The 21258-nt window shown below is 66.3% G+C and carries 22 protein-coding genes; 18 read left to right on the top strand and 4 right to left on the bottom strand.

The features are described from left to right. Nucleotides 1-2: 2 nt before the first annotated feature. From LH400_RS00665 to LH400_RS00640, 6 genes are read left to right on the top strand one after another with little or no spacing between them, the layout of a single operon-like run. Nucleotides 3-284: a hypothetical protein gene (locus tag LH400_RS00665; protein WP_229150721.1), complete on the top strand. Its 282-nt coding sequence runs from the start codon at nucleotides 3-5 to the stop codon at nucleotides 282-284. Continuing rightward, nucleotides 281-679: a GPW/gp25 family protein gene (locus tag LH400_RS00660; protein WP_229150720.1), complete on the top strand. Its 399-nt coding sequence runs from the start codon at nucleotides 281-283 to the stop codon at nucleotides 677-679. Before LH400_RS00665 ends, LH400_RS00660 begins: the two co-directional genes overlap by 4 nt. Continuing rightward, nucleotides 676-1605: a baseplate J/gp47 family protein gene (locus tag LH400_RS00655; RefSeq protein ID WP_229150719.1), complete on the top strand. Its 930-nt coding sequence runs from the start codon at nucleotides 676-678 to the stop codon at nucleotides 1603-1605. The genes LH400_RS00660 and LH400_RS00655 overlap by 4 nt, the downstream gene beginning before the upstream one ends. Continuing rightward, entirely contained in the window at nucleotides 1605-2867 is a 1263-nt protein-coding gene (locus LH400_RS00650; protein ID WP_229150718.1) for a phage tail protein I, read from the top strand. Before LH400_RS00655 ends, LH400_RS00650 begins: the two co-directional genes overlap by 1 nt. A 4-nt stretch (nucleotides 2868-2871) precedes the next feature. Continuing rightward, complete coding sequence (locus LH400_RS00645) at nucleotides 2872-5259, top strand: hypothetical protein (RefSeq protein WP_229150717.1); 2388 nt, start codon at nucleotides 2872-2874, stop codon at nucleotides 5257-5259. A 3-nt stretch (nucleotides 5260-5262) separates the two neighbouring features. Next, nucleotides 5263-8226, top strand: coding sequence for a hypothetical protein (locus LH400_RS00640; RefSeq protein WP_229150716.1), 2964 nt, complete (start codon nucleotides 5263-5265; stop codon nucleotides 8224-8226). On the opposite strand, the gene LH400_RS00635 is transcribed toward LH400_RS00640, so the two are convergent. From LH400_RS00635 to LH400_RS00625, 3 genes are read right to left on the bottom strand one after another with little or no spacing between them, the layout of a single operon-like run. Next, nucleotides 8227-8394: a hypothetical protein gene (locus tag LH400_RS00635; protein WP_229150715.1), complete on the bottom strand. Its 168-nt coding sequence runs from the start codon at nucleotides 8392-8394 to the stop codon at nucleotides 8227-8229. It lies immediately after the preceding gene. Between the two features lies 1 nt (nucleotide 8395). After that, complete coding sequence (locus LH400_RS00630) at nucleotides 8396-9235, bottom strand: GT-D fold domain-containing protein (RefSeq protein WP_229150714.1); 840 nt, start codon at nucleotides 9233-9235, stop codon at nucleotides 8396-8398. 9 nt (nucleotides 9236-9244) lie between these two features. Next, the gene (locus LH400_RS00625) at nucleotides 9245-10021 is read right to left on the bottom strand and encodes an FkbM family methyltransferase (protein ID WP_229150713.1); all 777 of its coding nucleotides are present in this window, start codon (nucleotides 10019-10021) and stop codon (nucleotides 9245-9247) included. 230 nt (nucleotides 10022-10251) lie between these two features. Between LH400_RS00625 and LH400_RS00620 the strand changes: the two genes are divergently transcribed. The 5 genes from LH400_RS00620 (at nucleotide 10252) to LH400_RS00600 (ending at nucleotide 13666) form a co-directional block, all read left to right on the top strand. Continuing rightward, nucleotides 10252-10581: a hypothetical protein gene (locus LH400_RS00620; protein ID WP_229150712.1), complete on the top strand. Its 330-nt coding sequence runs from the start codon at nucleotides 10252-10254 to the stop codon at nucleotides 10579-10581. Further along, the gene (locus LH400_RS00615) at nucleotides 10578-11174 is read left to right on the top strand and encodes a hypothetical protein (RefSeq protein ID WP_229150711.1); all 597 of its coding nucleotides are present in this window, start codon (nucleotides 10578-10580) and stop codon (nucleotides 11172-11174) included. Before LH400_RS00620 ends, LH400_RS00615 begins: the two co-directional genes overlap by 4 nt. After that, nucleotides 11171-11662, top strand: a complete 492-nt coding sequence (locus tag LH400_RS00610; protein ID WP_229150710.1) for a hypothetical protein — start codon at nucleotides 11171-11173, stop codon at nucleotides 11660-11662. The genes LH400_RS00615 and LH400_RS00610 overlap by 4 nt, the downstream gene beginning before the upstream one ends. A gap of 121 nt (nucleotides 11663-11783) precedes the next feature. Next, nucleotides 11784-13010 (top strand): phage tail sheath protein, encoded by a 1227-nt coding sequence (locus LH400_RS00605; protein WP_229150709.1) that lies wholly within the window; start codon nucleotides 11784-11786, stop codon nucleotides 13008-13010. 131 nt (nucleotides 13011-13141) lie between these two features. Further along, a complete protein-coding gene (locus LH400_RS00600; protein WP_229150708.1) occupies nucleotides 13142-13666 on the top strand; it encodes a phage major tail tube protein in 525 nt (174 codons plus the stop codon). Nucleotides 13667-13684: 18 nt separating this feature from the next. On the opposite strand, the gene LH400_RS00595 is transcribed toward LH400_RS00600, so the two are convergent. Next, entirely contained in the window at nucleotides 13685-14095 is a 411-nt protein-coding gene (locus LH400_RS00595) for a hypothetical protein (RefSeq protein ID WP_229150707.1), read from the bottom strand. Nucleotides 14096-14114: 19 nt separating this feature from the next. Here LH400_RS00595 and LH400_RS00590 point away from each other — a divergent pair, with 19 nt between their 5' ends. The 7 genes from LH400_RS00590 to LH400_RS00560 all read left to right on the top strand — a co-directional run bounded on the left by LH400_RS00590 (nucleotide 14115) and on the right by LH400_RS00560 (nucleotide 20919). After that, nucleotides 14115-14639 carry a phage tail assembly protein gene (locus LH400_RS00590; RefSeq protein WP_229150706.1) on the top strand — a complete coding sequence of 175 codons (525 nt, stop codon included), beginning with the start codon at nucleotides 14115-14117 and terminating at the stop codon, nucleotides 14637-14639. 2 nt (nucleotides 14640-14641) lie between these two features. Continuing rightward, nucleotides 14642-17002: a phage tail tape measure protein gene (locus tag LH400_RS00585; RefSeq protein WP_229150705.1), complete on the top strand. Its 2361-nt coding sequence runs from the start codon at nucleotides 14642-14644 to the stop codon at nucleotides 17000-17002. Between the two features lie 3 nt (nucleotides 17003-17005). Further along, nucleotides 17006-17449, top strand: a complete 444-nt coding sequence (locus LH400_RS00580; protein WP_229150704.1) for a phage tail protein — start codon at nucleotides 17006-17008, stop codon at nucleotides 17447-17449. Nucleotides 17450-17451: 2 nt separating this feature from the next. Beyond that, entirely contained in the window at nucleotides 17452-17682 is a 231-nt protein-coding gene (locus LH400_RS00575) for a tail protein X (protein WP_229150703.1), read from the top strand. Nucleotides 17683-17694: 12 nt separating this feature from the next. Next, on the top strand, nucleotides 17695-18783 hold the full coding sequence (locus tag LH400_RS00570) for a phage late control D family protein (RefSeq protein ID WP_229150702.1): 1089 nt from the start codon (nucleotides 17695-17697) through the stop codon (nucleotides 18781-18783). Between the two features lie 505 nt (nucleotides 18784-19288). Beyond that, on the top strand, nucleotides 19289-20659 hold the full coding sequence (locus tag LH400_RS00565) for an N-acetylmuramidase domain-containing protein (RefSeq protein WP_229150701.1): 1371 nt from the start codon (nucleotides 19289-19291) through the stop codon (nucleotides 20657-20659). Then, the gene (locus tag LH400_RS00560) at nucleotides 20659-20919 is read left to right on the top strand and encodes a hypothetical protein (RefSeq protein ID WP_229150700.1); all 261 of its coding nucleotides are present in this window, start codon (nucleotides 20659-20661) and stop codon (nucleotides 20917-20919) included. The genes LH400_RS00565 and LH400_RS00560 overlap by 1 nt, the downstream gene beginning before the upstream one ends. Nucleotides 20920-21258 lie beyond the last annotated feature (339 nt).

Below are 21258 nucleotides of genomic sequence, written 5' to 3'. Positions count from 1 at the left end.
TCATGGCGCGCAAACCCACTGTGGCGAAGGCCGCGGCCGCAAGTGCTGTGCTCGACGCCGGGCCGAAGGCCTATCGGGTGAAACCCGGCATCGGCTGGGTGAACGGCCGGAAGCTGAAGGCCGGCCAGACGGAGGTGACCCTGTCCGCCGCCGAAGCCCGCTACGATCTGCAGCTCGAGCGGATCGTCGAGTCTGAAAAGCCCGATCCGAAGTCGTGGTCGCAGCCGGCTGCGGACGGCGAAGGCGGCGAAGGCGAGGGCGAGGCAGCCCCGCGGCCCCATTGACCGACATAGACAGGCGCACCGGGCAGCCGATCGACAATTACGCCTCGGCGCTGCAGTCGGTGGAGATCATCTTCACGACGCCGCCGGGGCAGGTCGTCCTCCTGCGCGAGGCCTTCTGCGACCTCACCAAGCTGCTCGGGCGGCTGATGGTGCCGTCGCTGTTCGCGGTCTTCCAGCTCCTGGTGAAGGCGGCGATCGACGTCTGGGAGCCGCGCTTCGTCGTGCGCCATGTCGATGTCAACGGCTCTGTCGACGAGCTGCGGGGCGGCCGGGCGAACTTCCTGATCGAGGTCGACTGGCGGCCGCGGGCGCATCTTGTGCCGCCCGACTTCACCGTCGAGGGTGTCCGCACCTTCGGCCTCTCCTTTCTCGACGGCTATGCGAGGGCGGCATGACGCTTTACACCGCCGAGCCGCTCGACCTGTCGCGGCTCGACACGGCGCCGCTCGTCACTGTGGACGCCGAGGCGACACGCCTGCAGATGCTGGGCGTGCTGCAGTCGCTGTGGGACGAGGCGCGGGTCAAGGATCCGACATTGCCGCCGCTCGAGGTCCTCGGCCTGCGGGCGAACCCCGCGGCGCTGCTCAACAACGAGTTCGCCTACGGCCTGACGCTGGTCAAGGAAGCGATCAACGACGCCGCCGATTCGCTGCGGCTCGCCCGGGCCGTAAATGGGGCGCTCGACCATCTGACGGCGAGCTATCACCGGACGCAGCGCCAGATCATCGTGCCGGCGACGGAGACGACGCCGGCTGTCTATGAGACCGACGCGGAGCTCCGGGCGCGGGCGCAGCTTGCGCCGGAGGCGCTGGCCGATCTCGCGCTGACACCGGGCGGATACATCTACAAGGTCCGCACCGCCTTTGCCGACCGGATCAAGGATGTCCGGCCGATCCGGCGCGGGGGCGGGCATATCGAGCTGCGACTTCTCGGTCGCTCGGGCGACGGCGCTGTCGACGATGCGACGGTCGCCGAGGTGCTTCGGGCGTTCGAACCTGAGGGCATGACGCAGTCGACGGACATCCTGTCGGTGTTCTCGGCGGAGATCGTGCCGATCGCCCCGCGGCTGACGCTGGTCTTCGGCCGCGGCCCGGATCCGCAGGTCGTGGCGGCGGCGGCGCGGGCTTCGCTCGCCACTTATGCGGCCTCGCTGCACCGGATCGGCACGACCGTCTATCGCGAGGCGATCGCGTCGGCTGCGCATGTTTCGCCGGTGATCACCGTGCGCGTCGAGGAGCCCGCCGCCGATATCGCCGGCGATATTGTCAAGGCGCCGTACATCGATCCGTCGGCGATCACGATTGAGACCGAGATCGTCTGATGCGCCTCGACGACGCCGTCTCGCTGCTGAACGCCAGGCCGCCGGTCACGTTCGAGGCGGTGCTGGCCGCGCTCGCGCAGTCCAGCCTGGACGAGGTCCGGCCGCTGGCGGAGCGACTGCGCACGCTCTGGGACCCGTGGACCTGCGCCGAGGCCGAGCTGCCGATCCTCGCCTGGGCGTGGTCGGTCGATATCTGGGACGAGGCCTGGTCGACGAACCGCAAGCGCCAGGTGATCGCGGAGAGCATCCCGTTTCACCGGGCGAAGGGGACGATCGTCGCCGATCGCATGGCCTGCGGCTATGTCGACGCGGAGCTGATCTCCTACCACCTGCCGCGCGACGGCTTCGCGGTCTCGCCCGGGGTCTCGCCGGAGCGCTACCGGCAGTGGATCGCCTCGCTGCCGGAGATCCGCATCTATCCGCTGCCGCCGCGGCTCTCGGTGCTGCGCCAGAGCGAGCCGGAGATGATCCCGGTGTTCCCGCCGCTCGCGGTGGTGGGGCGCTCGCCGCTGTTCCGCTCCGGGCAGGTGAAGCGGGCGCGCCGGGCCGAGCTTCGGCAGGGCGACCGAGTCACCGATCTCGTCGTCTCCGGCGAGACGGCGTCGCCCGACGGGATCGTGCTCTCCGAGATCGAGCGGGTGTCGGTGCCGCAGGCCGTCAAGGCGACGCTCGCGGTCGGGCGCGGGCCGGTTTCGGCGCCGCTCGGGCGGCGGCCGTCATCGCGCCGGGTGTTCTCGTTCGACTGGCTGCCGGCCTCCGGCGACCCGTTCGACCTGAAGCCGGGCGTGCCGTCGCTGATCCCGGTCGAGACGACGCCGCGCAAGGAGCCGATCCCGCAGCCCTATCACGGGCACCGGCTGATCGTCGGGCGCACGCCGCTCCGCTCGGCGATCGCGCCGTCTCCGGCGCGCGATGCCTATTATCTGGCGCTGCACGTCGCCGACGGCTCCGGCCCGTCCGGGGCGCGGCCGCGGCAGGGGGCGATCGGCCGGGACCGGATGCCGCGCGCCAAATACACCAAGGAGCTGTCGGTGCTGCTCGCCCGGCCGCGCCGCCGCGGCTGGCCGTTCTCCGGCTCCCGCCTCGTCCCCGACCCTGCCGAAAAGGCCGAGAAGGTCCTGTCGGCTCTCGCCTCGGCGCAGGCCGGGCGCGACCGCGTCTTCGTCAACTTCAACGTCGTGCGCGACCTCACCGTCGCCGATCTCCGCTTCGTCGACGCCGACACCCGCGTCGGCGAGACCCGCCTCACCGCCAGAAGGTAGACCCATGTACAAGCGCATCGTCATTGCGGCCGACCAGCACTTTCGCGAGGAAGACGCCACCAATATCGGCACCTTCCCGCAGGAGGGCGACGAGGCGCTGACTTCCGACTGGCTGGGGGATCTGCGCTATTCCGGGTTCGCCACGGTGGCGGACGGGCAGAACGCCGTGACGGTGGCGACCGGCCGTGCCTATATCGGCGCTCGGCAGTACGCCTTGACCGATTTGCGGACGGTCTCGCTCATCGACCTGAAGCCGCTGCTCGCCGGAGACAAGCGGATCGTGATCCTCGCTGCGCAGGGCATTCCCGATCGGCCCGCCGCGGCCGTGGTGCGCGATGCCACCAAGGAAGTGCCGGACGGCAATGGCAGCTACATCCTGCAGGACGTGACCGAGACGACGCCGCCCTATGTCATCAACGCGGCCGAGATCACCCCGCTTCCCGGCAATCTCTCCGGACAGCCGCAGTGGCCGTCGATCCCGGCCAATGTCGTGCCGTTCTGCCAGGTGACGCTCGACACCAACGGCATCGTCGGCACGCCGCTGATGCTGACCGACTACCGCGCGCCGAAGACGACCGAGCTGCAGTTCCAGATCCTGCAGCAGGCGGCGCTGCTCGACGCGGCCTTCGCCGAGATCCAGGCGCTGCGCAACGAGGTGGTCGGCCTGCAGGGTCAGCTGCGGAACTCGGCCTCGACCAACACGATCGCCTTCATGCTGCAGGACATCGCGCTCCTGAAGGACAAGGCGGAGGTGCCGGATCTCGGCGCGCCCTACGGCTTCGACCGGCTGCTCGACGACAGCGAGACCGCGACCGACAATGTCGACTATGCCGGGCGGATCGATGAGGGCTTCCGGCTGCCCTACGCCAATGTGAACCGGGTGGCGCTGTCGCTCTACAACGCCAACGATCCGAAGCTGATGCACACCGATCGCGGGCTGGTCTTTCCGGCCTATGATCCGGTCGTCGGCTTCGCGGTCCATTCGACCGGTGACACGGCGCCGCTCGGCGGGACGGTCACCCAGAGTCTTGCGCTGCGCAAACTCTACCGGACCCGCTGCCGCGTGCGCTACGGGCCGTATTTCGTGCCCTGCACCACCGCGGCCTACTGGCGCCTCGGCGCCTACGACCCGGCGAACGGGATCTTTCGCCGCTATGGCGAGGTGTTCCCGCTGGTCGCCGATCTCGCCTGGCAGAACCCGGCGATCAACTGGTGGGATCCGCGGCACTGGCACTGGCGCCAGCACCTCTATTACGGGGTGCGCCTGCGGCAGGTCCTGGTCGACGTCTGGAAGGAGCCCTACGAGGCCTGGGTCAAGGTCGACACGACGATCCAGGGCGTCATCAAGTGCCAGTCGTTCCAGCAGAGCCAGGAGCGCTACATCCCGGCCGTGCGGCTCGGCATCGTCAGCTGGGAGCCGGGCGCCGAGGTGACGGCCGCGCTCTGCGAGATCGACGACGACGGCGATCCGCTGCCGGAGCGGGTGATCCAGACGGTGACGCTCTCGGCTGCGGCGTTCAAGAGCTACCGCAATGGGCAGGTCGACACGATGACCCGCTTCGTCTTCCCGGAGCCGGCCTTCGCCAAGCGCGCCGGCTACGGCATCATCTGGTCGACCACCGGCCAGGTGCAGGTGGCGATGGCGAGCGGCGACCGCTTCACCGGCGGCAACTGGTTCGAGTCGACCGACGGGCAGTTCTTCGTCGGCACGATCACCAAGGACAGCGCCTTCGCCGTCGAATACTGCAAGTTCCGGGCGTCGACGATGGACGTGCGGCTCGCCAACATGAATTTGGACGGCGGCATCGCCGGCGCAGACATCGTCTCCGGCACGACCGTGCCGCAGAACACGGCAATCCAGTTCCAGCCGTTCTCGAACGGCGCCTGGCGGACGATCGCGCAGGTGCCGGCGATCGAGGACTCCGGCGTGCCGGCGGATGAGGACACCGCCTTCGGCAATGGTACGCAGGCGACCTATGACTTCCGCGTCTTCCTGACTGGAAACGAGTGGGTGATGCCGGTGCTCGATCTCGGCCAGTCCGAGATGACACTGTTCAGGCCCGGGGTTGCCGGCCACCACGTCTCGATCCCGCGCGAGGTGCCGGACGCCGTCTGGTCGAAGGTCTATCTCAAGGCGCAGCTCGGCAACTATGACGCGGCGCGGCACACGCTGGGCGCCCATGTCGACGTCGGGACGGCGCTGACCACGCAGGTCAATCCGGACGGCGCGCCGGTGATCGAGTATCTGCCGGCGATCGACCGCTACCAGGCGACCTGGACCTTCACCACGGATCCGACCGACGACGTGTTCGAAGCGCATATCACGCTGGCGACGAACAACGCGGCGGTGCCGATCCACCTCGAATCCACCTTCTACCGCCTCGAGGCCTGATCCATGGCGCAGAACCCGGCCGACCGGCTGAACACGCCAAGCTCAGGGCTGCTTTCGGCCCTGAAGCAGGCGCTGACGGACCTGCACGACCGGCTGTCGAAGGAAGAGGCGGCGGTCGGCGTGCTGCAGACCGGCTACCGGGAGTCCGTCGACTCGCTGGTGGCGCGGTTCACCAACGAGTTCACGGACCTCCTCACCGCGTCGGCGACCTCCGCCGCCGCGTTGCAGTCCGGCGACTTCGTCTCGGCGACGGTGGTCGAGACGGCTTCGCTCACCGCCGGGCCGATCACGCTGACGCTGCAGTCCGGCGGACCGCTGCCGTTCCTGCCGTCGCCGGTGGTGATGATCTCCCGCACCGGCTCGACGGCGGACTACGCTATTGCGCGCAAGACCGGCTACGACCCGGCGACGCGCAGGCTGACGGCGACAATCGTCGCGGTCATCGGCGATGCCGGGCCGTTTGACGACCTGTTCGTCGAGATCGGCGCGATCTCGGCGATCGCCGGGACGGCGCTGCTCGACGCGCTGGAGGCGTCGCAGGCGGCCGCGGAGCAGGCGGCGCAGGAGGCGGCCGAGGATGCGGTGGCCACGGCGGCGGACCGTGTGGCGGTGGTCGCGGCGCGAGGGCTCGTCGAGGCAAAGTTCTTCGGGGACAGCGCCGGTCATCCGACCGTGGATGGCGATGGCGATCCGCTGACCGCCGGCGTCTTCGGCTACAACAGCACGCTCAACCGGGTCGAGGTGTTCAACGGCACGGCCTGGGAGATCGCGGGTTCGATCACCGAAGGCAAGGTGATCGACCGGAGCTTCACCGCGACGGCTGCCCAGACCGTGTTCGATATGGGGCTGTCGCTCTACGCGCCGGGCTTTGCGTTCGTTTACCGCAACGGCGTGCTTTTGGACCGCGACGAAGCCGACATCACGTCTGGCACTGAAGTCGCCCTGACGAGCGGGGCTGCGGCTGGTGACCTCGTGCGCGTCGTCGCCTTTCCCAACCTTGTTGTCACCACGATCTCAGATGCCGCGGAGTCGGCTGCACTCACTCAGGCAAAAATATCTGGACTGGCATCGGCACCGGCGGATCTCAGCGACGAAACTCTGGTCGCCACGGCAGAGATAGACGGCGACAATGAAAAGCGCACGGCGGTCGAGGTGTTCGATCTTGGCGAGGAGTTGGTTCGTCGCACCGTCGCGCATGCCGAAGCTTCCACAATCCGCAAGACCATCTCGACGGTTCGCACGAACGGGTTCGCCAGCCGGAACGATGGCGGCGGTGCCCACTACAAGCGCGTCAACGCGGAGCCCGCCCATTCCGGCAAGTTTCGGTCGCAAGACCATTGGACGGCTGACGGCAATTCGGACAGCGCGAACGGCGGGTGGTGGGAGATCGCCGAACTCTCGCCGAACCAATATCAATTCGGCGCGAAAGGTGATGGCGTCGCCGACGATACGGTGGCCGTCCAGAACCTTCTGACCTTCGTCAATATCGCGAACGTCTCAGCGCGTATGCCGGCAGGTACGCATCTTCTGACTTCGAAGGTTGCCGTCAACGTCTCTGGATCGGATGCCCGCATTCGCATGGGGCTTCACGGGGCGGGCTTCTATGCGACGAAGTTCATCTGTTCTGGTGAAGGCGGCATTGAGATCACGACATCAAACCGTGATGTGAAGTTCCGGGCCAGCGATTTCTCTTTGGTTGCGCGCGGCGCGGCACGTGGGGATGCTTTGCGCGTTGAAAACCCCGAAGGCGGAAATCAGCACGAACGTGCGGTCATCATCGAGCGCGTCGAGGTGTTCGGCGAAAACGCTTACGACGACTATTTCACGCGGGGCATCGTGGTCCGCGGCGTGCTTCGGCCAACGGTCAGCTATTGCACGGTGCGCGGGCGCATCGGGTCGCTGGCCGACAGTGCGAATTTCGCTCCGAACAGCCCGATCTACGACATGACATCGTGCTACGACTTCTTCGGTTCGTATGGGCCGGAAGTGATCTTCTCGACAGGAAAATTCGCCGCTCTCGGTCTCAAGATCGGGTCGGGGGTATCGCCCGGCGCTGAGGGGCACCGGATCGAGCATTCTGCGTTCGTTCAGGTTCGCGACGGCATCGATATCTATACACTCGGCAATGAACCGGGCGGGATCATCAACAACTGCCACATCAATTTCGGCCGGTATGGCATCGTTGCGGATGGCTGCAAGGTCGAAGAAGTTACGAACATCTCGTTCTACAACGTCGATGCAACGGATGCTGAGACAAGTACCACTGTATATGATATATGGGTTAAGCGCGGCTCCTATTGGAAAATCCAAGACAACGAATTTTCGTATCCGGGCAGCACCAAGCGCGTACACATCAAATGGGACGGCGCTGCCGTTGCGAACGACCGTTCATCAGACCTTGCACGCCCGGTCTTCCGTGAAGCGGTCACGGTTTCCGGCAACTCGTTTGAGAGCCCGACAGCAGCGGCGACGGCAAACTTCACGACGCAAGTTCCGATCGTATGGGGTGACAACTACGCCTGTCTTGGCCGTCGTTCGATCAAGCAGGCTGGCGAGGAATTGCCGCAATCCGGCATGGGTAGCTTGGGCAACGGCCGCAAAGCTATACGTATCTCTGGGCGGGTGACGGACCTAGGCGCTATCCAGGCGACTAAGGGCGTGGCCGTCATTGAGGACACGCTTGAAGCATACCTGACATTCCTGATATCGACCGGAGGCAAGAGCGGACTGCTGTTTTCCAACGGGGCCAATCATGTCCGACGCGAGATGGAATACGATCCGGCGACGGGGAATATCGATTTCAAGTCAAACGGGACGATGGTGGCGCGTATCTTCGACTCCGGGACAGTCGAGACGGTCAACATATTCCGTGTGAACGGTCAAAACGGTGTCGTTAGCTCCAGCTTTACGACTGCGGACGGTAAGACGGTCACCGTCAAGGGCGGGATTATCGTCTCTATTGTCTAATCAGCCGAGATCGCGGCGTGACATTTGCAACGCTGCGATCGTTGCTGACTGATCTTCGATGGTTCGATCTGCGGAAGACAACTCGGCCTTGAGGTGTTCTACCAATCGTTCGGTCTCCTGAAGTCTGCGCCGCAGTTCGGCGACCATGTCCACCGTGTTGCCAGTCATGCTATTCCTCCTTTGCGAGATATGCGGCAGTCAGGCGCTCACCATCAGCGGCGAGCATCTTTCGGGCCGCAGGAATATCATTGGCCCAGCCATCGAAAAGCGACCCGACATCGACGGCGGCGGACCCGGCCCGCATCATATCCGCAACGTAGACCTTCGCAAGAATGCCGGCGCCGACAATGCCAAGGGAATAGGACGGCAGGTTTGTCAGGCGCTCCCTGATTTCATTGTAGCGACCTGGATAATGCGTGCTGACTGGTTCCTTCCGCGACCACGTTTCGGCGGGAACGATATGTTCCTCGTAGTCTCTAAGCCCGAACGCCCCGACGATGTTCGCGACCGCCGCAGCCGATCGGGTAATGAACACGAAATGATGGTTCTGCCGAAACAGTTCGGCGAGCTTGCGTTGCCGCTGTATCCAAAGATGTAAGCTGGCTTCACCGATGACTATCTCTGGCCGAACGATCCCCTCGTCAAGCAGGGTCTGCCAGAGCGCGCGGACGAGGCCCGCGTCCTTGGTGAGTTTGCCGTCAGATGGCGACAGTCTGGATGGGGTCGGAAGGCAAAGGTGCGTCGCATCTCGAACGGCAGAAATGACGTCCGAACGCAATCGCATGATCTCTTGCTCCGAGAACTCGCGGGCTCCGAACCATCGACCGAGTTGGGCGCGAAGGAGGTTCGATGCGACATATTTGGGGTAGCCAATCAAACATCCCTCGCCGTCGCCCAAACGAACTAGCCCGGCCGGTTGGCGGGACGCGCATCGAGAGAGGAAATCGGCAAAGAGGCCGCGGCCGTCAAATCTGGCGCCGATTGCCGCATCGACGGCGGCCTCAAGCACGTTGCGGCCTCATTTAGAAAGCGCTTCGGTCAGGCACTTTTGCACAAGCGGCTGGTCGAATGCCTCTCCGCTCGTGAAAATCAGGTTGTGCTGATGCCCATATTCGAAGTCTCGCGCGATCGGAAAGAATCCGCGCCCGGCCATCATCCGTTTTACGTCGCCGGCCAGTTTCTGACCGGCCCAGAATTCGCGCTCCTCAACTTCGATAAAGACGAAATCAGTGCTGTGCAGGGTCCGGCTGCACCCATCCAGAACCTGATAGGCCAAGCCTTCGACATCAACCCATAGGGAGCATCGACGGCCTGAGACGCCATTCTGTGACGCGAAATGGTCGACCGTCGTCTGGGGGACGGTCACGGATTGGTATTGGACGCCGGGCTTCGTCAGGACGGAATTGTCCGCGCGCACCGAATGGATCGTCTTGCCCTTGATTTCTGTGGCGACGTTGAACGTCACCTGCCCGATTGAATCGCCGGCAGCGGCATGGTGGTAGCGAACATCGGCGGTCTCAACATCTCGTCGAAACGCTTCGAAGTTGTGAGGGTTCGCCTCGATCGCGTGGAACTCGGTATTCGGGAGCGACGCCCGAACGGATCTTGAGAACATCGCGGAGAACGCGCCAATCTCCAGAAAAACCTCAGGTTTCGTCGCGGCCAGAAGCTGCCTGTAGAGGTTCGCAAGCCACGCAGCAGACTCCCGCCGGCCTTCCGGGGTCGCGAGTTGGAAGCGCGAAGCTTGTTGCAGCAGTGCGAGGTCTATGGCGCGAGCGGATAGTTCGATCGTCATGGCGGTGATCCAGTTTTCAGCCACCATTCGCATCAACCGGGCCGCCTCGCAAGGGCGGCCTTTTCATGACCTGACCGCCCGGCGAGAGCCGCGCAATCCGCCCACGGAGATCTCTGATGAGCAATTCTCGACACCTCGCCGAACGCGCCGGAACAACCCTGTCCGAGGCGGAAATTGCGGCGCTGATCGCTGCTGCCTTGGCCCGCCTGTCCTTCTGGGGGAGCCTGTAAGTGGCCGAGTCCGAGATCATCGTCGCGGCGACGGCGACCACCTCGCTCGTCACGATCTACACCGTGCCAGCTTCCACCGTTGCGCGGATCGATAGCCTGGTCGCGGCGAATATCGACGGCGTGAACGACGCGACGTTCGACGTTTTCGTGACCCCGAACGGCCAGACCGGTCGCTACCGGGCCAAGGGCGCAACAGTCGCCGCGGGCGAAGGCCTCAACGTCGTGACGGCACAGACGCCGATGCGGCTTTCCGCCGGCAGCACGATCCAGATCAAGGCATCGGCCGCGGGTGACGTCGATGTCGTCCTGTCCGGGGTCGCCTTCGCATGACGGCGTTCCCAACCTTCGGCGAGCCCTCTGCGGCGGGTTTCGTCGCGCAGGTGCTGATCCACGACACCTATGCCGGCACAGTGCCCGCGAAGGCGAAGTGGGCGTTTCGCGAGGTGCTGAGCCCCGGAGCTCCGGCCAGCTCAAGCAGCAATCTTGGCAATGGCGGCGGCGGCCCGGCGACGGACGACATCCTCGCCGTCACGCCCGGTGCGGCCGTCTCGGCGACGGTCGCCACGAGCTGCAGCGGCACCGACTGGAGCGACGGGTTTGCCAATCGCAAATCCTCGATCACCATTGCCGGCAACGCGCTGACCACGGCCGACACGGCGAAGAAGGGGAATGGCACGACTCCCGGCGGGGCGGCGACGGGTAAGTACGCAGGAGAGGCGGCGACGACATCGGACCCCGGCAAGGGCGGCGGACGGCTGGCCGGACCAAAAGGGTTCCAGACCAGCAAGACCGGCGGGCCGGGAAGCGGCGGCAGCTGGACCTTTCTCGGCGTCAACGGGCTGTGCTGCATCACCTATTTCACCAGCTACAAGGCCGCGCTCGCCTTCGCCAAGAGCGTCTATGGCGGGATGTGGTCACCATGAGCGATCTCTACACACGGGCCGGCTCTGTCCCGGCGCCGCTCCCCATCCGCTTTGTCGACGATGATGGGGAGGTCTGGACCGATCTCGCAGGCCAACTTGCCGAAGGTCATCTGTCGCACCAGCAGATATCCGGCTGGGGGTTTGTCCAGGCAGACCCTGCACCGGACCATGACCCAGGCCACCGGGTCGAATGGGACGGCGCGGCTTGGGTTCAGGTTGCGCTCCCCCCAGCACCAAACCCGCAACCCTTGGCGCTCGGCAAGCTCGACTTCATGCTGCTGGTCCAGCACGCCGGCGGGACGTCGGACGCGCAACTGACCGAGGCATCCAAAGATCCAACTCTCGAGTCATTCTGGGTGAAATACCAGATGGCGAGCGAGGTGCATCGCGATCATCCCGTCACCGCGGCGGCGCTCGCTGCGCTGGACGGCCTCGGCTACATCCCGAATGGCGCAGCCGCTGTAATAGCGGCGTGGCCGCTCCAGTAGGCCACCGCAACCGATCATGATCCTCATCCGAGGCCGTCCAGTTGGGCGGCCTTTTTGTTTGCCCCGCCCTTAGTCAGCAAGCCGCTGGCGGGGACCCCTTGCCCCTCGAAAGGAGATCCTCATGACCGAGCCCGTGTTCGGCTATTCGCAGTCGCGCCCTAATGACGAGCCGGTGCCGGTCCTTGGCGCCGACTTTTCCAAGCCGATCATCTTCGAGACCTCGGCCGATGCCGACGACACGATGTTCCCCGAGGGCGAGCCGGTGCGGATCTCGACCTCGGACCCCGAGGCGCTTGCCAAGCTCGGCACCGGCGGCATCCTCGACGCGATCAAGGCAATCAATTCGCAGCTGACAGGTCTCAACCGCGGCGCCGACGCAACCATCTTCCGCGTCGCGGAAGGGACTGACACGGCGGCGACGGCGGCGAACATCGCCGCGGCGCTCGGCCAGATCTCCTACGTCGCGAGCGAAGTGAATGCGACCCCGCGCCTCGTCTGGGCAGGCCGCACCGGCTGGCGGGCGGACGCGCAAACAGTCAATCCGGTGGTCGCGGCGCTCCCGGCGGCCTGCGAGGCGGTGCTCGGCGTGGCGCCGGTCGATGTGCGCGACACGTCCTCGGCGCTGGCGATCGCCGACCGGGAGACGATGAGCTCGCAGCGGCTGATGCCGATCGGCGTCGCGGCGCGGGTCTACGAAGGCGCCAGCGTGGTGACGCGGCCGATGGGGCCGCGCGTTCTCGGCCTGTTCATCCGCGTCGACAACGAGAACGAGGGCAAGCCCTTCGACCCGATCGCGAACCGGGCGATCTACGGCCTCGCCGGGCTCTCCCGCGCGATCCCGTTCTCGCTGCTCGACGGCTCGACCGAAGGCCAGCAGATGCTCGACGCCGAGGTGTCGATCGTCGCCAAGGGCGAGGTCAATGTCGACGGGGCGATCGCCGAGGGCGGCTACAGTTTCATCGGCACGGACAACACCGATACCGGCGAGCTCTGGAAGCAGATCCACCAGGTGCGCGGCGCCGACTACATCACGGTGAAGCTGATCCAGATCACCCGGCAGTTCCTGGGCAAGAAGATCACGGCGGATCTCGTCGAGGCCTATGTGAACTCGATCCTGTTCATGCTGCGCGACCACAAGGCCGCCGACGACATCCTCGGCTACAACCAGGACGTCTTCATCCCCGACCAGAACTCGCCGGAACAGATCCGGCTCGGGCGGATCAAGCTCGATCTCGGCATCGAGCCGGCGCCGGTGTTCAAGCGGGCGCATAACGACATCCACCGCTACCGCCCGGCGGTCGAGGGCCTCGTCGCCGACATCGTCGCGCGGCTGAGCATCAGCTCGTAACCGAGCTGAGGTTTTTGCCTGCGCTTCGCCCTTAAGCTCCTCGCTTCGCTGTGTCGCTGGCGAAGCGGGAGGTTGCCCGGCGGCATGTGCCGCCTCTGTCCAGCTTTCCTCCAAAACAAGGACCGGCCACGATGGCGTCCAAGCCCCTTCTTCTCCTGCAGGCCGTGGACCTGCGTCGCGCCGACGAGACCGGCGACGATTCCAAGATCATCATCAAGAGCCTGGTGTTTCCGCCGGTGACCTTCGTCTCGGCTGAGCACAATCCCGGCGGCGGCGTCGGCGCGGTCGGCTTCCTGCAGCCGCGGATCGAGATGCTCGAGCCGAAGTTCGACGCCGGCGGCATCGATAGCGACATCTTCCGCGGCATGGGCCTCCGGCAGAAGTGGATCTTCTCCGCGGCCTTTCGCAACACCTTCACCAACAAGGCGCTCAGCGGGCGGGGCATCATCGAGGCGGCGGTCTCCGGCTGGGAGCCGGACGCTACCGACCCGACGGAGTTCCAGGGCTGCTCGCACAGCTTCGCCGAGTGCGTCCACTTCGAGTTCAAAATCGATGGGCGCGGGCACTTCTACTATGACTTCTTCGAGCGGACGCTGCGGACGCTCGACGGCGCGGACCTCTGGGACGCCGGGGGCCTTCGGGCGGCGCTGGGGTAGTCTGAGGCGGTCGCCGGCTCAGTCGGGCCATTTCGGCTGCCGGTCCAGTCCCGGGACCGGCTTGACCGGTTGCAGTGCTTCGTAGCGCCGCGACAGATCTCGCTCGGTTTCGGGGTGCGGCCGAATCTGGGCCGCGCGACCAGCCTGACGATCGTTCTTCCGGTCATCGCTGTGGCGGCTTTCGAGAAAGCGGATGAGGCGCCAGACGACCGGCGCAGCGCACATCATCGTCGTGCCGAGACCGACGACAAGGAGTTGCATCGGGTTGGCGGTCGCGATGCCGGTCACCACGCCGGACCAGACTAGCAGGATGCCGCAAAGCAACAGGACCAGTGGCGGCGCGTACCAGCTGAGAAGCGCGGGAAGCAGCACCACCACGATCAGCGTAAACTCGGACTGGTCCACAAGATCACCCTCTTCAAACGACAATCAGGAAGCGAACCTTCGCATGAACGACGTCATCATCAAAGACGGCGCGGTCTTCTCGCGGGTCGAGGTCGAGCGGGCGGAGACCGCCGCGGCGGGCGAGGACGCGCCGGCAAAAGCCGCGGATGACGGCCGTGGCTATGCCGCGCTGATGGCCATGGCCGAGGCGCTGCCTGATCCCGATACGGGTGAGCAGCCCAAGGCTGAGAGGACCGCCGACAAGGAGGAGGGCGCGGGCGCCGCTGAGGCCGGGCCAGAGGTCGACGAGACGCATCGCCGCGCCGACTATGATCCGGGGCCGCCGGCTGTGAGCGTGCCGGTCGCCTATCCCTTTACCCTCGATGGCGTCCGCGTCGACCGGATCGACCTCCGGCCGCCGGCGCGCGGCGACGTCGAGGCCGTTGTCGCCGGGCAGATTTCGGAGCTTGAACTGCATGCGCGGATGAGCGGGCGGACCGTCGCCGAGTTGCGCGCGCTGCGCTGGCCGGACACGGAGACGGTGACGATCGCCGCGCGGCATCTCGCGCCCGAGATCGGAGGGCGCTGACCATGGCGCGCCTGTCGTCCGAGCTCGTCCTGTCGCTGACCGACCGGGTATCCGGCCCGGCCCGGCGGGTCGAGGGGTCGATCAACCGGCTGAAGCACGACGTCTCCGGCATGGATCGCCGGATGATGGCGAGCCGCCGGATGACTGCCGAGGCGGTCGCCGGCATGGGTCGTGCGCAGCGGCTGGCGCTGGTATCGGCGGCGGGCTATGCCGCGCCGATCGCGGCGGCTTTCGGGGCGAAGGAAGTGGTCACCGCGGCCGCGGACTTCCAGTCGTCGCTGACCGGCATCCAGAAGAAGGCCGGCCTGACCGAGAAGGCGACGCAGAAGCTTGGCGCGGAGATCAAGGACCTCGCGTCCTCCGGCGAGCTCGCCGTTCCGATGGACGAGATCCTCGGTGCCTATGAGCGCGGCGCGGCCGCAGGCCTGCCGATCGAGGACCTGCGACAATTCGCCATCCTCTCGGCCAAGGCGTCCGACGCCTTCGAGATGCCGGCGGAGGCGGTCGGCAATTTCGCGGCCAAGCTGAAGACCGCGCTCGGTATGACGGACAAGGAGGTCCGCCAGGTCTTCGACCTCACCAACTCGCTCGCCGACGCCGGGATTTCCGACGAGAAGGACATCGTCGACTTCATGGACCGGGCCGGCGCCTCGTTGAAGACGCTGGGCCTGACGAAGGAAGAGACGCTGTCGCTGGGCGCGACGCTCCTCAATGTCGGCATGCAGTCGGAGAAGTCGGCGACCATGGTCGGCGCTCTGACCGGCAATCTCCTGACGATCGGCAAGCTGTCGGGGAAGGCCAAGAAGACCTTCGAGCGGTACATGGGCCCGACGGAGGAGTTCGCCAAGGTCGTCGACGAGGACGCGAACGGCGCGCTGCTTACGATGCTCGACCGGCTGAAGACGCTCGACAAGTCGCAGAAGATGGACTTCCTGACGTCCTTTGTCGGCAAGGAGTGGGCCGACGAGATGCTGCGGTTCGTCGAGGCGTCGGACGAATACCGGCGCAATCTGAAGCTCGCCGGCGATCAGTCGCAGTGGTTCGGCTCGCTCGACAAGTCCTATGCCCTGAAGCTCGACGACTTCTGGAGCCAGTGGCAGATCCTGAAGAACAAGATCGAGGCGGCCGCGATCGACGTCGGCAATTTCGGCATGCCCGGCCTCGTCGCCGGCATGGAGCAGGCGCGGGCGCTGATCGACGACATCCGCACCGGCATCAAACAGGTCGAGTTGAATATCGACTGGAGCGAGGTCGACGGTGCAAAGGCTGCGGTCGGCGAGCTGATCGGCAATATCGGCGAGCTCCTGAACATCGACGGGAGCCAGTCCGACTTCAACAAGACGATGAAGGACATCGGCACGATGATCTCGCAGGCCGCGGGCTTCGTGAAAGGCGTCTCGCGCGAACTGAACGACATTGCCGAGTTCTTCGACGATCCGACGGGTTACATGAGCAAGGAGCGCCCGCAGTCCTGGTATGACGAGCGCGGCATTCCTCACAACCCGGAGTTCGTGAAGAAGCGGAAGGAAGAGGCAGAAGCGGCGCGGGCCAAGTCGGAAGAGGCGCACTCGAAACGGGAGCAGCGAGGCCGCGAAGCGTCCAAGGCGGTCTACGGGGACGCCTTCGGCGAGCCCGGAGACATCCGCTATCCGCCGCTCGACTATCCGACGGCGCCGCCCCGCACGCCGGGCAGAATGGTGCTGCCGGATCTGACTATGCCAACCGAGGCGCCTCGGGGGCTGCGGCATGATATTCCGGTGCCGACGCCAGCGCCGCGCGAGGCCACGCGTCCGCAGGTTCTGCCGACCCCATCGCCGGCGCCGCGGGAATCAGGCTTGCCCCTGCCGCGTCCGGCCTCGCCGTCTCCGCTGCCGTCCGCGTCTGCGGCTCTGCCGCAGACCGGCATCGGCCTCTCGCCGGCGCAATCGGAAATCCGCGACATTGACCAGGCGCTCGGCGACCTGATCGAGAAGAAGCGGCAGCTGCAGGAAGGCTTCAGGCTTGCGCCCACCGACGGCGCGATCGAGACGATGCGGCAGATCGGCGACGCGATGGAGCGGCTGATGCAGCGCCGAAACGAGCTGGAAGCCAGTCCACCCGCCAGAATCGACGTCGACACCTCGGCGCTCGACGGCGCGTCGATGAAGGCGAGCGCAACCGGGGCGGCGATGCGGACGGCGCTGTCGATTACCGCTTCGCCGGTCGTCGATGCCTCCTCGATCCGGGCGGCGCGGAGCGAGGCACAGCAGCTCGCGGCAGAGCTGCGGCAGATCGCCGGCCTGGCGCGCTCGGCGAGCGCGGCCGCCGCTTCCGCCCGCGCCGACTATTCCGGGCTCCACGCCAACACCACACGGGCAGGATAAGCGATGCTCTACATGATCGGGCCGATCATGCTCGACACCTTCCCCTTCAACGCCGACAAGTTCGAGCGGCGGGCGAAGGGCGACTATGCGGTCAAGCCGGTCATCGGCAGCCTGCCGCCGCGCGAGCCGATGGGCGAGGGCGACGACGTGATCACGCTGTCCGGCCAGCTGCTGCCGTTCAAGATCGGCGGGCTGACCGAGCTGGCGCTCGCCGACCAGCTGCGGATCACCCAGACCGCGCTGCCCGCGATGCGCGGCGACGGCGGCAGCCTCGGCTGGCGGGTGATCGACGAGATCCGCGAGAGCCATGAGGACCTGATGCGCAACGGTGTCGGATTCGCCGTCCAATATCAGATGCAGCTGACCAAGGTCCCGGTGCCCTCGAGCGGAACGGGGGCCGGGGTGATCAGCATGATCGCCTCGCTGTTCGGCGCGCTGGGAGGCTGACCATGCCGTCGACGCTCACCGTGCGCAGCGAGGGCCTCGTCCTCGACGCGATCCTCGCCGCGAAATACGACCCGCGGACGGCGCGGGCGATCCTCACTGAGGCGCTTGAGCTCAATCCGGGGCTCGCCGCGCTCGGCCCGGTGCTCCCGATCGGGACGATGCTGATCATCCCGGACCGGCCGGGCAATGCGGTCCCCGCCGTCGACGTCGTCGACCTGTTCGGCGCGGCGTAACGAGGGACCCCGATGGCCTGGAAGGTTTACTGGCAGGTGTTCGTCGGCGGGGCGAACGCCACGATCGGCATGCGGCCCTATCTCCAGGAGATCGAGGTCGTCGATCGCGCCGGGATCGAGAGCGACCGCTGCCGGCTTGTCTTCGACGACTCCAAGGGGCAGCTCTTCCTGCCGAAGCCGAAGACGCTGATCAAGGTGCTTCTGAACGGCGTCGTGATCTTCGACGGCGTGGTCGACTCGACGCCCTGGCGGCTGACGCGCGGCGGCGGCCGCGTGCTCGAGGTGAACGCCAAGGCCTTCGACACGCGCGGCAAGGCGATCGAGCCGCAGTTCTGGCATCTCGACGACAAGCCGCTCTCCGAGGCGCTGAAGAAGGCCGGCAAGCTCGCCGGGATCGACGTGACGGTCGATCCCGAGCTCGGCCAGATCGTCCGCGACTACTGGTCGCCCGCCGGGATGCACTTCATCGAATGGGGCGAGCGGCTGCGCGCCGAGCTGGGCGCGACGTTCAAGATCAAGGGCGGGACTGAGGCCGTGCTCGCCAAGCGCGGCTCCGGCAAGTCGGTGACCGGGGCGGCGCTGCCGGTCGTGCGCGGCGTCTGCGGCCAGGGCGGCAACGTGATCAGCGTGAACATCGACCCGTCGAAGGGGCGGCCGCGGGCGAAGACCAAGCGGGTCCGCTGGTTCGACCGGAAGGCGGCGAAGTTCGTCGAGAAGGACGTGACGATCGAGATGCCGGATGTCGGCGAGGCGATCGACACGCAGCGCTGGCTGGCGGCGGACAAGGATCACGCCAAGGACATGGCGGACGGCCACAAGAGCGACGCCGAGCGCGACGCCGGCGTCGGCCAGGTCGAGATCGATCTCGATCCGACCGCGATGGCCGAGGGTGGGTTCACGCTTTCCGGCGCGCGGCCTGGGATCGACGGGCTCTACCGGATCTCCGGCGCCACCCAGCGGGCGAACCGCGGGGGCGGGGCGGTCACACAGCTCGACCTGGCGCAGCCGCAGGAGGGCGCCGGCAAGGACACGCGCAAGCCGACGACGAGCGCGCTTAAGCCGCCGGCGAATGTGCCGGTGCCGACGCCGGCGCCGCGGTGAGACGAAAAGGGCCCGGCGGAAGCGGGGGGCTTCCACCGGGCCACGGTGCTGCGGAAGTCTGCTCGTCCCCCGCAGCGCTAGGAGAGATGTGAAACATCTTGCGCTGTATGTCCTAACTTTAGGTTACCTTAAGCGCCAGCCGCTATCGTTTGAACGTCCTGTCGATCTCTTGAGTATGCGAAAGGGCTCGGCGAAAGGCCGCCCCACGCCCCACCGAGCCCCCTGCTGCTGGAGTGAGCGCAAGCAGCCCCGCATCTTATCAACTACTTGGCCATGCAGCAATTACTCTGCGTAATGTCCAAGGGCGGAATTGACGTGTGACTAAAGGGCTCGGCGGGATCTGACTTTCGTTTCTCCCGCCGAGCCGCTTCTGCGGTGGCATCCGTTGTCGCGTTCGGACCACCTGCATTCGCCGCATGACGGGATGCTGACCGTCGAAGCTTGAGCGAACCTTGCCGCCCGTCCGCATCCCGCCGGCGGGCTTTTTCTTGACCGGAGACCCATCATGACCGACTGGAACGGGTTCCAGGGCGCGGCGAAGCGCCTGGACGACATCGACATTCCGCGCATCGCCAACCGGATCGGCGCGGGCGAGGACGAGCTGCACGCGGTGATCGACGTCGAGACCGGCAACGGCAAGGGCTTCGACCCCTACGGGCGGCCGAAGATGCTGTTCGAGCCGCACATCTTCTATCGCCAGCTGCCGAAGGCGAAGCGCGCGGAGGCGCAGCGGCAGGGGCTCGCTTATCCGCGTTGGGGCGAGCAACCCTATCCGGCCGACAGCTATCCACGTCTGCAAAAGGCGATGGCGATCGACGAGACCGCTGCGCTGATGTCCTGCTCGATCGGCATGGGCCAGACGATGGCCTTCAACCACAAGCTCTGCGGCTACGACACGCCGGAAGAGATGTGGCGCGCGATCATGGACGACGAGGAGCATCACCTCGAAGCGATGGTGCAGTTCATCATCGGGTCGGGCCTCGACGACGAGATTCGGCGGCACGACTGGGCGGCCTTCGCGCGCGGCTATAACGGCGCCGGCTACCGCAAGAACCAGTACGACACCAAGCTCGCCAGCCGGTTCGCCTGGTGGTCGAAGCGGCCGGACACGCCGTGGGACGGCGCAGCCGGGTCGGCGCCTGTCGTCGAAGGCACTGCGACGATCGTCCTGCGAAGGGGGGACCGGAACAGCCAAGTGAAGACGGTCCAGCAGGCGCTCGCCAAGCTCGGGCTCTACAGCGCGGGGATCGACGGCGACTTCGGCCCCGCCACGGAAGCCGCCGTCAAGGCATTCCAGACGGCGCACGGCCTCCTCGACGACGGGTGGGTCGGCGAGAAGACGACGAAGGCGCTCGCCTCGGCTGTCGATGGGCTCAAGGTGGCGCCGGCGGAAAGGCCGATGCCGATCGCCTCCCTGCCGGCGAATCTGCCGATCCCGATCGCGCGGCCCGATCTCGCCGTGAAGTCGATCGGCAACGCCGCGAAGCAGCTGAAGAATGAAGGCAGCCGCACGATCGCGAACACCGACGTGATCCAGGACACGGCCGATCAGCTCATCGCCAACGGCAAGGAGATGGTGCGCCAGGCGATCACCCGGGGCGGGCTCAGCTCAGTCATGGGCGGCCTGAGCCTCACCTCGATCCTGTCGATGCTCGTCGAGAACCCGACCGCGCTCTACGCACTCGGCGGCTTCGCCGTCGCGATCCTGCTGATCGTCATCATATGGCTCGAGGTGCATGGCGCGCGGAAGGCGAAGGCATCCGAGGACGCGGCGAAGACGCAGATCGGAGCGGCCAACGCGATTCGAGAGGCGCGGGTCGAGGACGCGATCACCGGTAACGTCGCCGTCGCCGGTCCCGTGAAGGCGGCGGCGTGATGGCCGCGCTGCTCGGGCTGCTCAGCCAGCCGAAATGGATCGTCATCGGCCTTGTCGCCGCCGTCGCCGGCATCTGGCTCGCCTGGTCGCTGCACAGCGCCAAAGACGGCGGGCGTCAGGCTGAGCGCACCACCACCATCAACCAGAACAGGGAGACCGGCAATGCTGGCGAGAACGCTCGTCTTGATCGCCGTGAGTGCGTCACTCGCGGGCTGCGCTGGGACTTCACCCCGCCTGGCAAGTGTCTCGGCAACCCCTGACCTGCGCCGCGCGCTCGGGACAGCGCTCCCCGGCACGCGGGGCGCCACCCCGCAAGATCAGGAGAGCATCGATGACACGGTGGCGGGTGGATGCCGGATCGGCCTCTACAAGGCTCAGGAGTGCCGTCGGCACAACGCGGTGCCGCGGTGAGGTGGTTGCTGTCGCCGAAGGTCATCGTCGCTGGGGTCATCGTTGGCGCCGTCGCAATCCTGTACCAGCCGGCGCAATCGGCACCGATCCCAGAACAGCCTCGGCGAATTTCCGACGTCTCCTGCAATCGCGGCGGGACCATCAGGGCGGTCAAGGTAGATCGCCAAGGGTTTCTAATGGTCTCCGTT

Source organism: Jiella soli, from assembly GCF_020615385.1.
GTDB lineage: Bacteria > Pseudomonadota > Alphaproteobacteria > Rhizobiales > Rhizobiaceae > VKMB-3413.
This window is presented reverse-complemented; position numbering and strand designations above follow the sequence as displayed.

Bases quoted from the DNA above. Each gene is read 5' to 3' on its own strand.
- LH400_RS00665 (WP_229150721.1), top strand. From the start codon at position 3: ATGGCGCGCAAACCCACTGTGGCGAAGGCCGCGGCCGCAAGTGCTGTG.
- LH400_RS00655 (WP_229150719.1), top strand. From the start codon at position 676: ATGACGCTTTACACCGCCGAGCCGCTCGACCTGTCGCGGCTCGACACG.
- LH400_RS00650 (WP_229150718.1), top strand. From the start codon at position 1,605: ATGCGCCTCGACGACGCCGTCTCGCTGCTGAACGCCAGGCCGCCGGTC.
- LH400_RS00645 (WP_229150717.1), top strand. From the start codon at position 2,872: ATGTACAAGCGCATCGTCATTGCGGCCGACCAGCACTTTCGCGAGGAA.
- LH400_RS00640 (WP_229150716.1), top strand. From the start codon at position 5,263: ATGGCGCAGAACCCGGCCGACCGGCTGAACACGCCAAGCTCAGGGCTG.
- LH400_RS00635 (WP_229150715.1), bottom strand. From the start codon at position 8,394: ATGACTGGCAACACGGTGGACATGGTCGCCGAACTGCGGCGCAGACTT.
- LH400_RS00625 (WP_229150713.1), bottom strand. From the start codon at position 10,021: ATGACGATCGAACTATCCGCTCGCGCCATAGACCTCGCACTGCTGCAA.
- LH400_RS00615 (WP_229150711.1), top strand. From the start codon at position 10,578: ATGACGGCGTTCCCAACCTTCGGCGAGCCCTCTGCGGCGGGTTTCGTC.
- LH400_RS00610 (WP_229150710.1), top strand. From the start codon at position 11,171: ATGAGCGATCTCTACACACGGGCCGGCTCTGTCCCGGCGCCGCTCCCC.
- LH400_RS00605 (WP_229150709.1), top strand. From the start codon at position 11,784: ATGACCGAGCCCGTGTTCGGCTATTCGCAGTCGCGCCCTAATGACGAG.
- LH400_RS00600 (WP_229150708.1), top strand. From the start codon at position 13,142: ATGGCGTCCAAGCCCCTTCTTCTCCTGCAGGCCGTGGACCTGCGTCGC.
- LH400_RS00590 (WP_229150706.1), top strand. From the start codon at position 14,115: ATGAACGACGTCATCATCAAAGACGGCGCGGTCTTCTCGCGGGTCGAG.
- LH400_RS00585 (WP_229150705.1), top strand. From the start codon at position 14,642: ATGGCGCGCCTGTCGTCCGAGCTCGTCCTGTCGCTGACCGACCGGGTA.
- LH400_RS00580 (WP_229150704.1), top strand. From the start codon at position 17,006: ATGCTCTACATGATCGGGCCGATCATGCTCGACACCTTCCCCTTCAAC.
- LH400_RS00575 (WP_229150703.1), top strand. From the start codon at position 17,452: ATGCCGTCGACGCTCACCGTGCGCAGCGAGGGCCTCGTCCTCGACGCG.
- LH400_RS00570 (WP_229150702.1), top strand. From the start codon at position 17,695: ATGGCCTGGAAGGTTTACTGGCAGGTGTTCGTCGGCGGGGCGAACGCC.
- LH400_RS00565 (WP_229150701.1), top strand. From the start codon at position 19,289: ATGACCGACTGGAACGGGTTCCAGGGCGCGGCGAAGCGCCTGGACGAC.
- LH400_RS00560 (WP_229150700.1), top strand. From the start codon at position 20,659: ATGGCCGCGCTGCTCGGGCTGCTCAGCCAGCCGAAATGGATCGTCATC.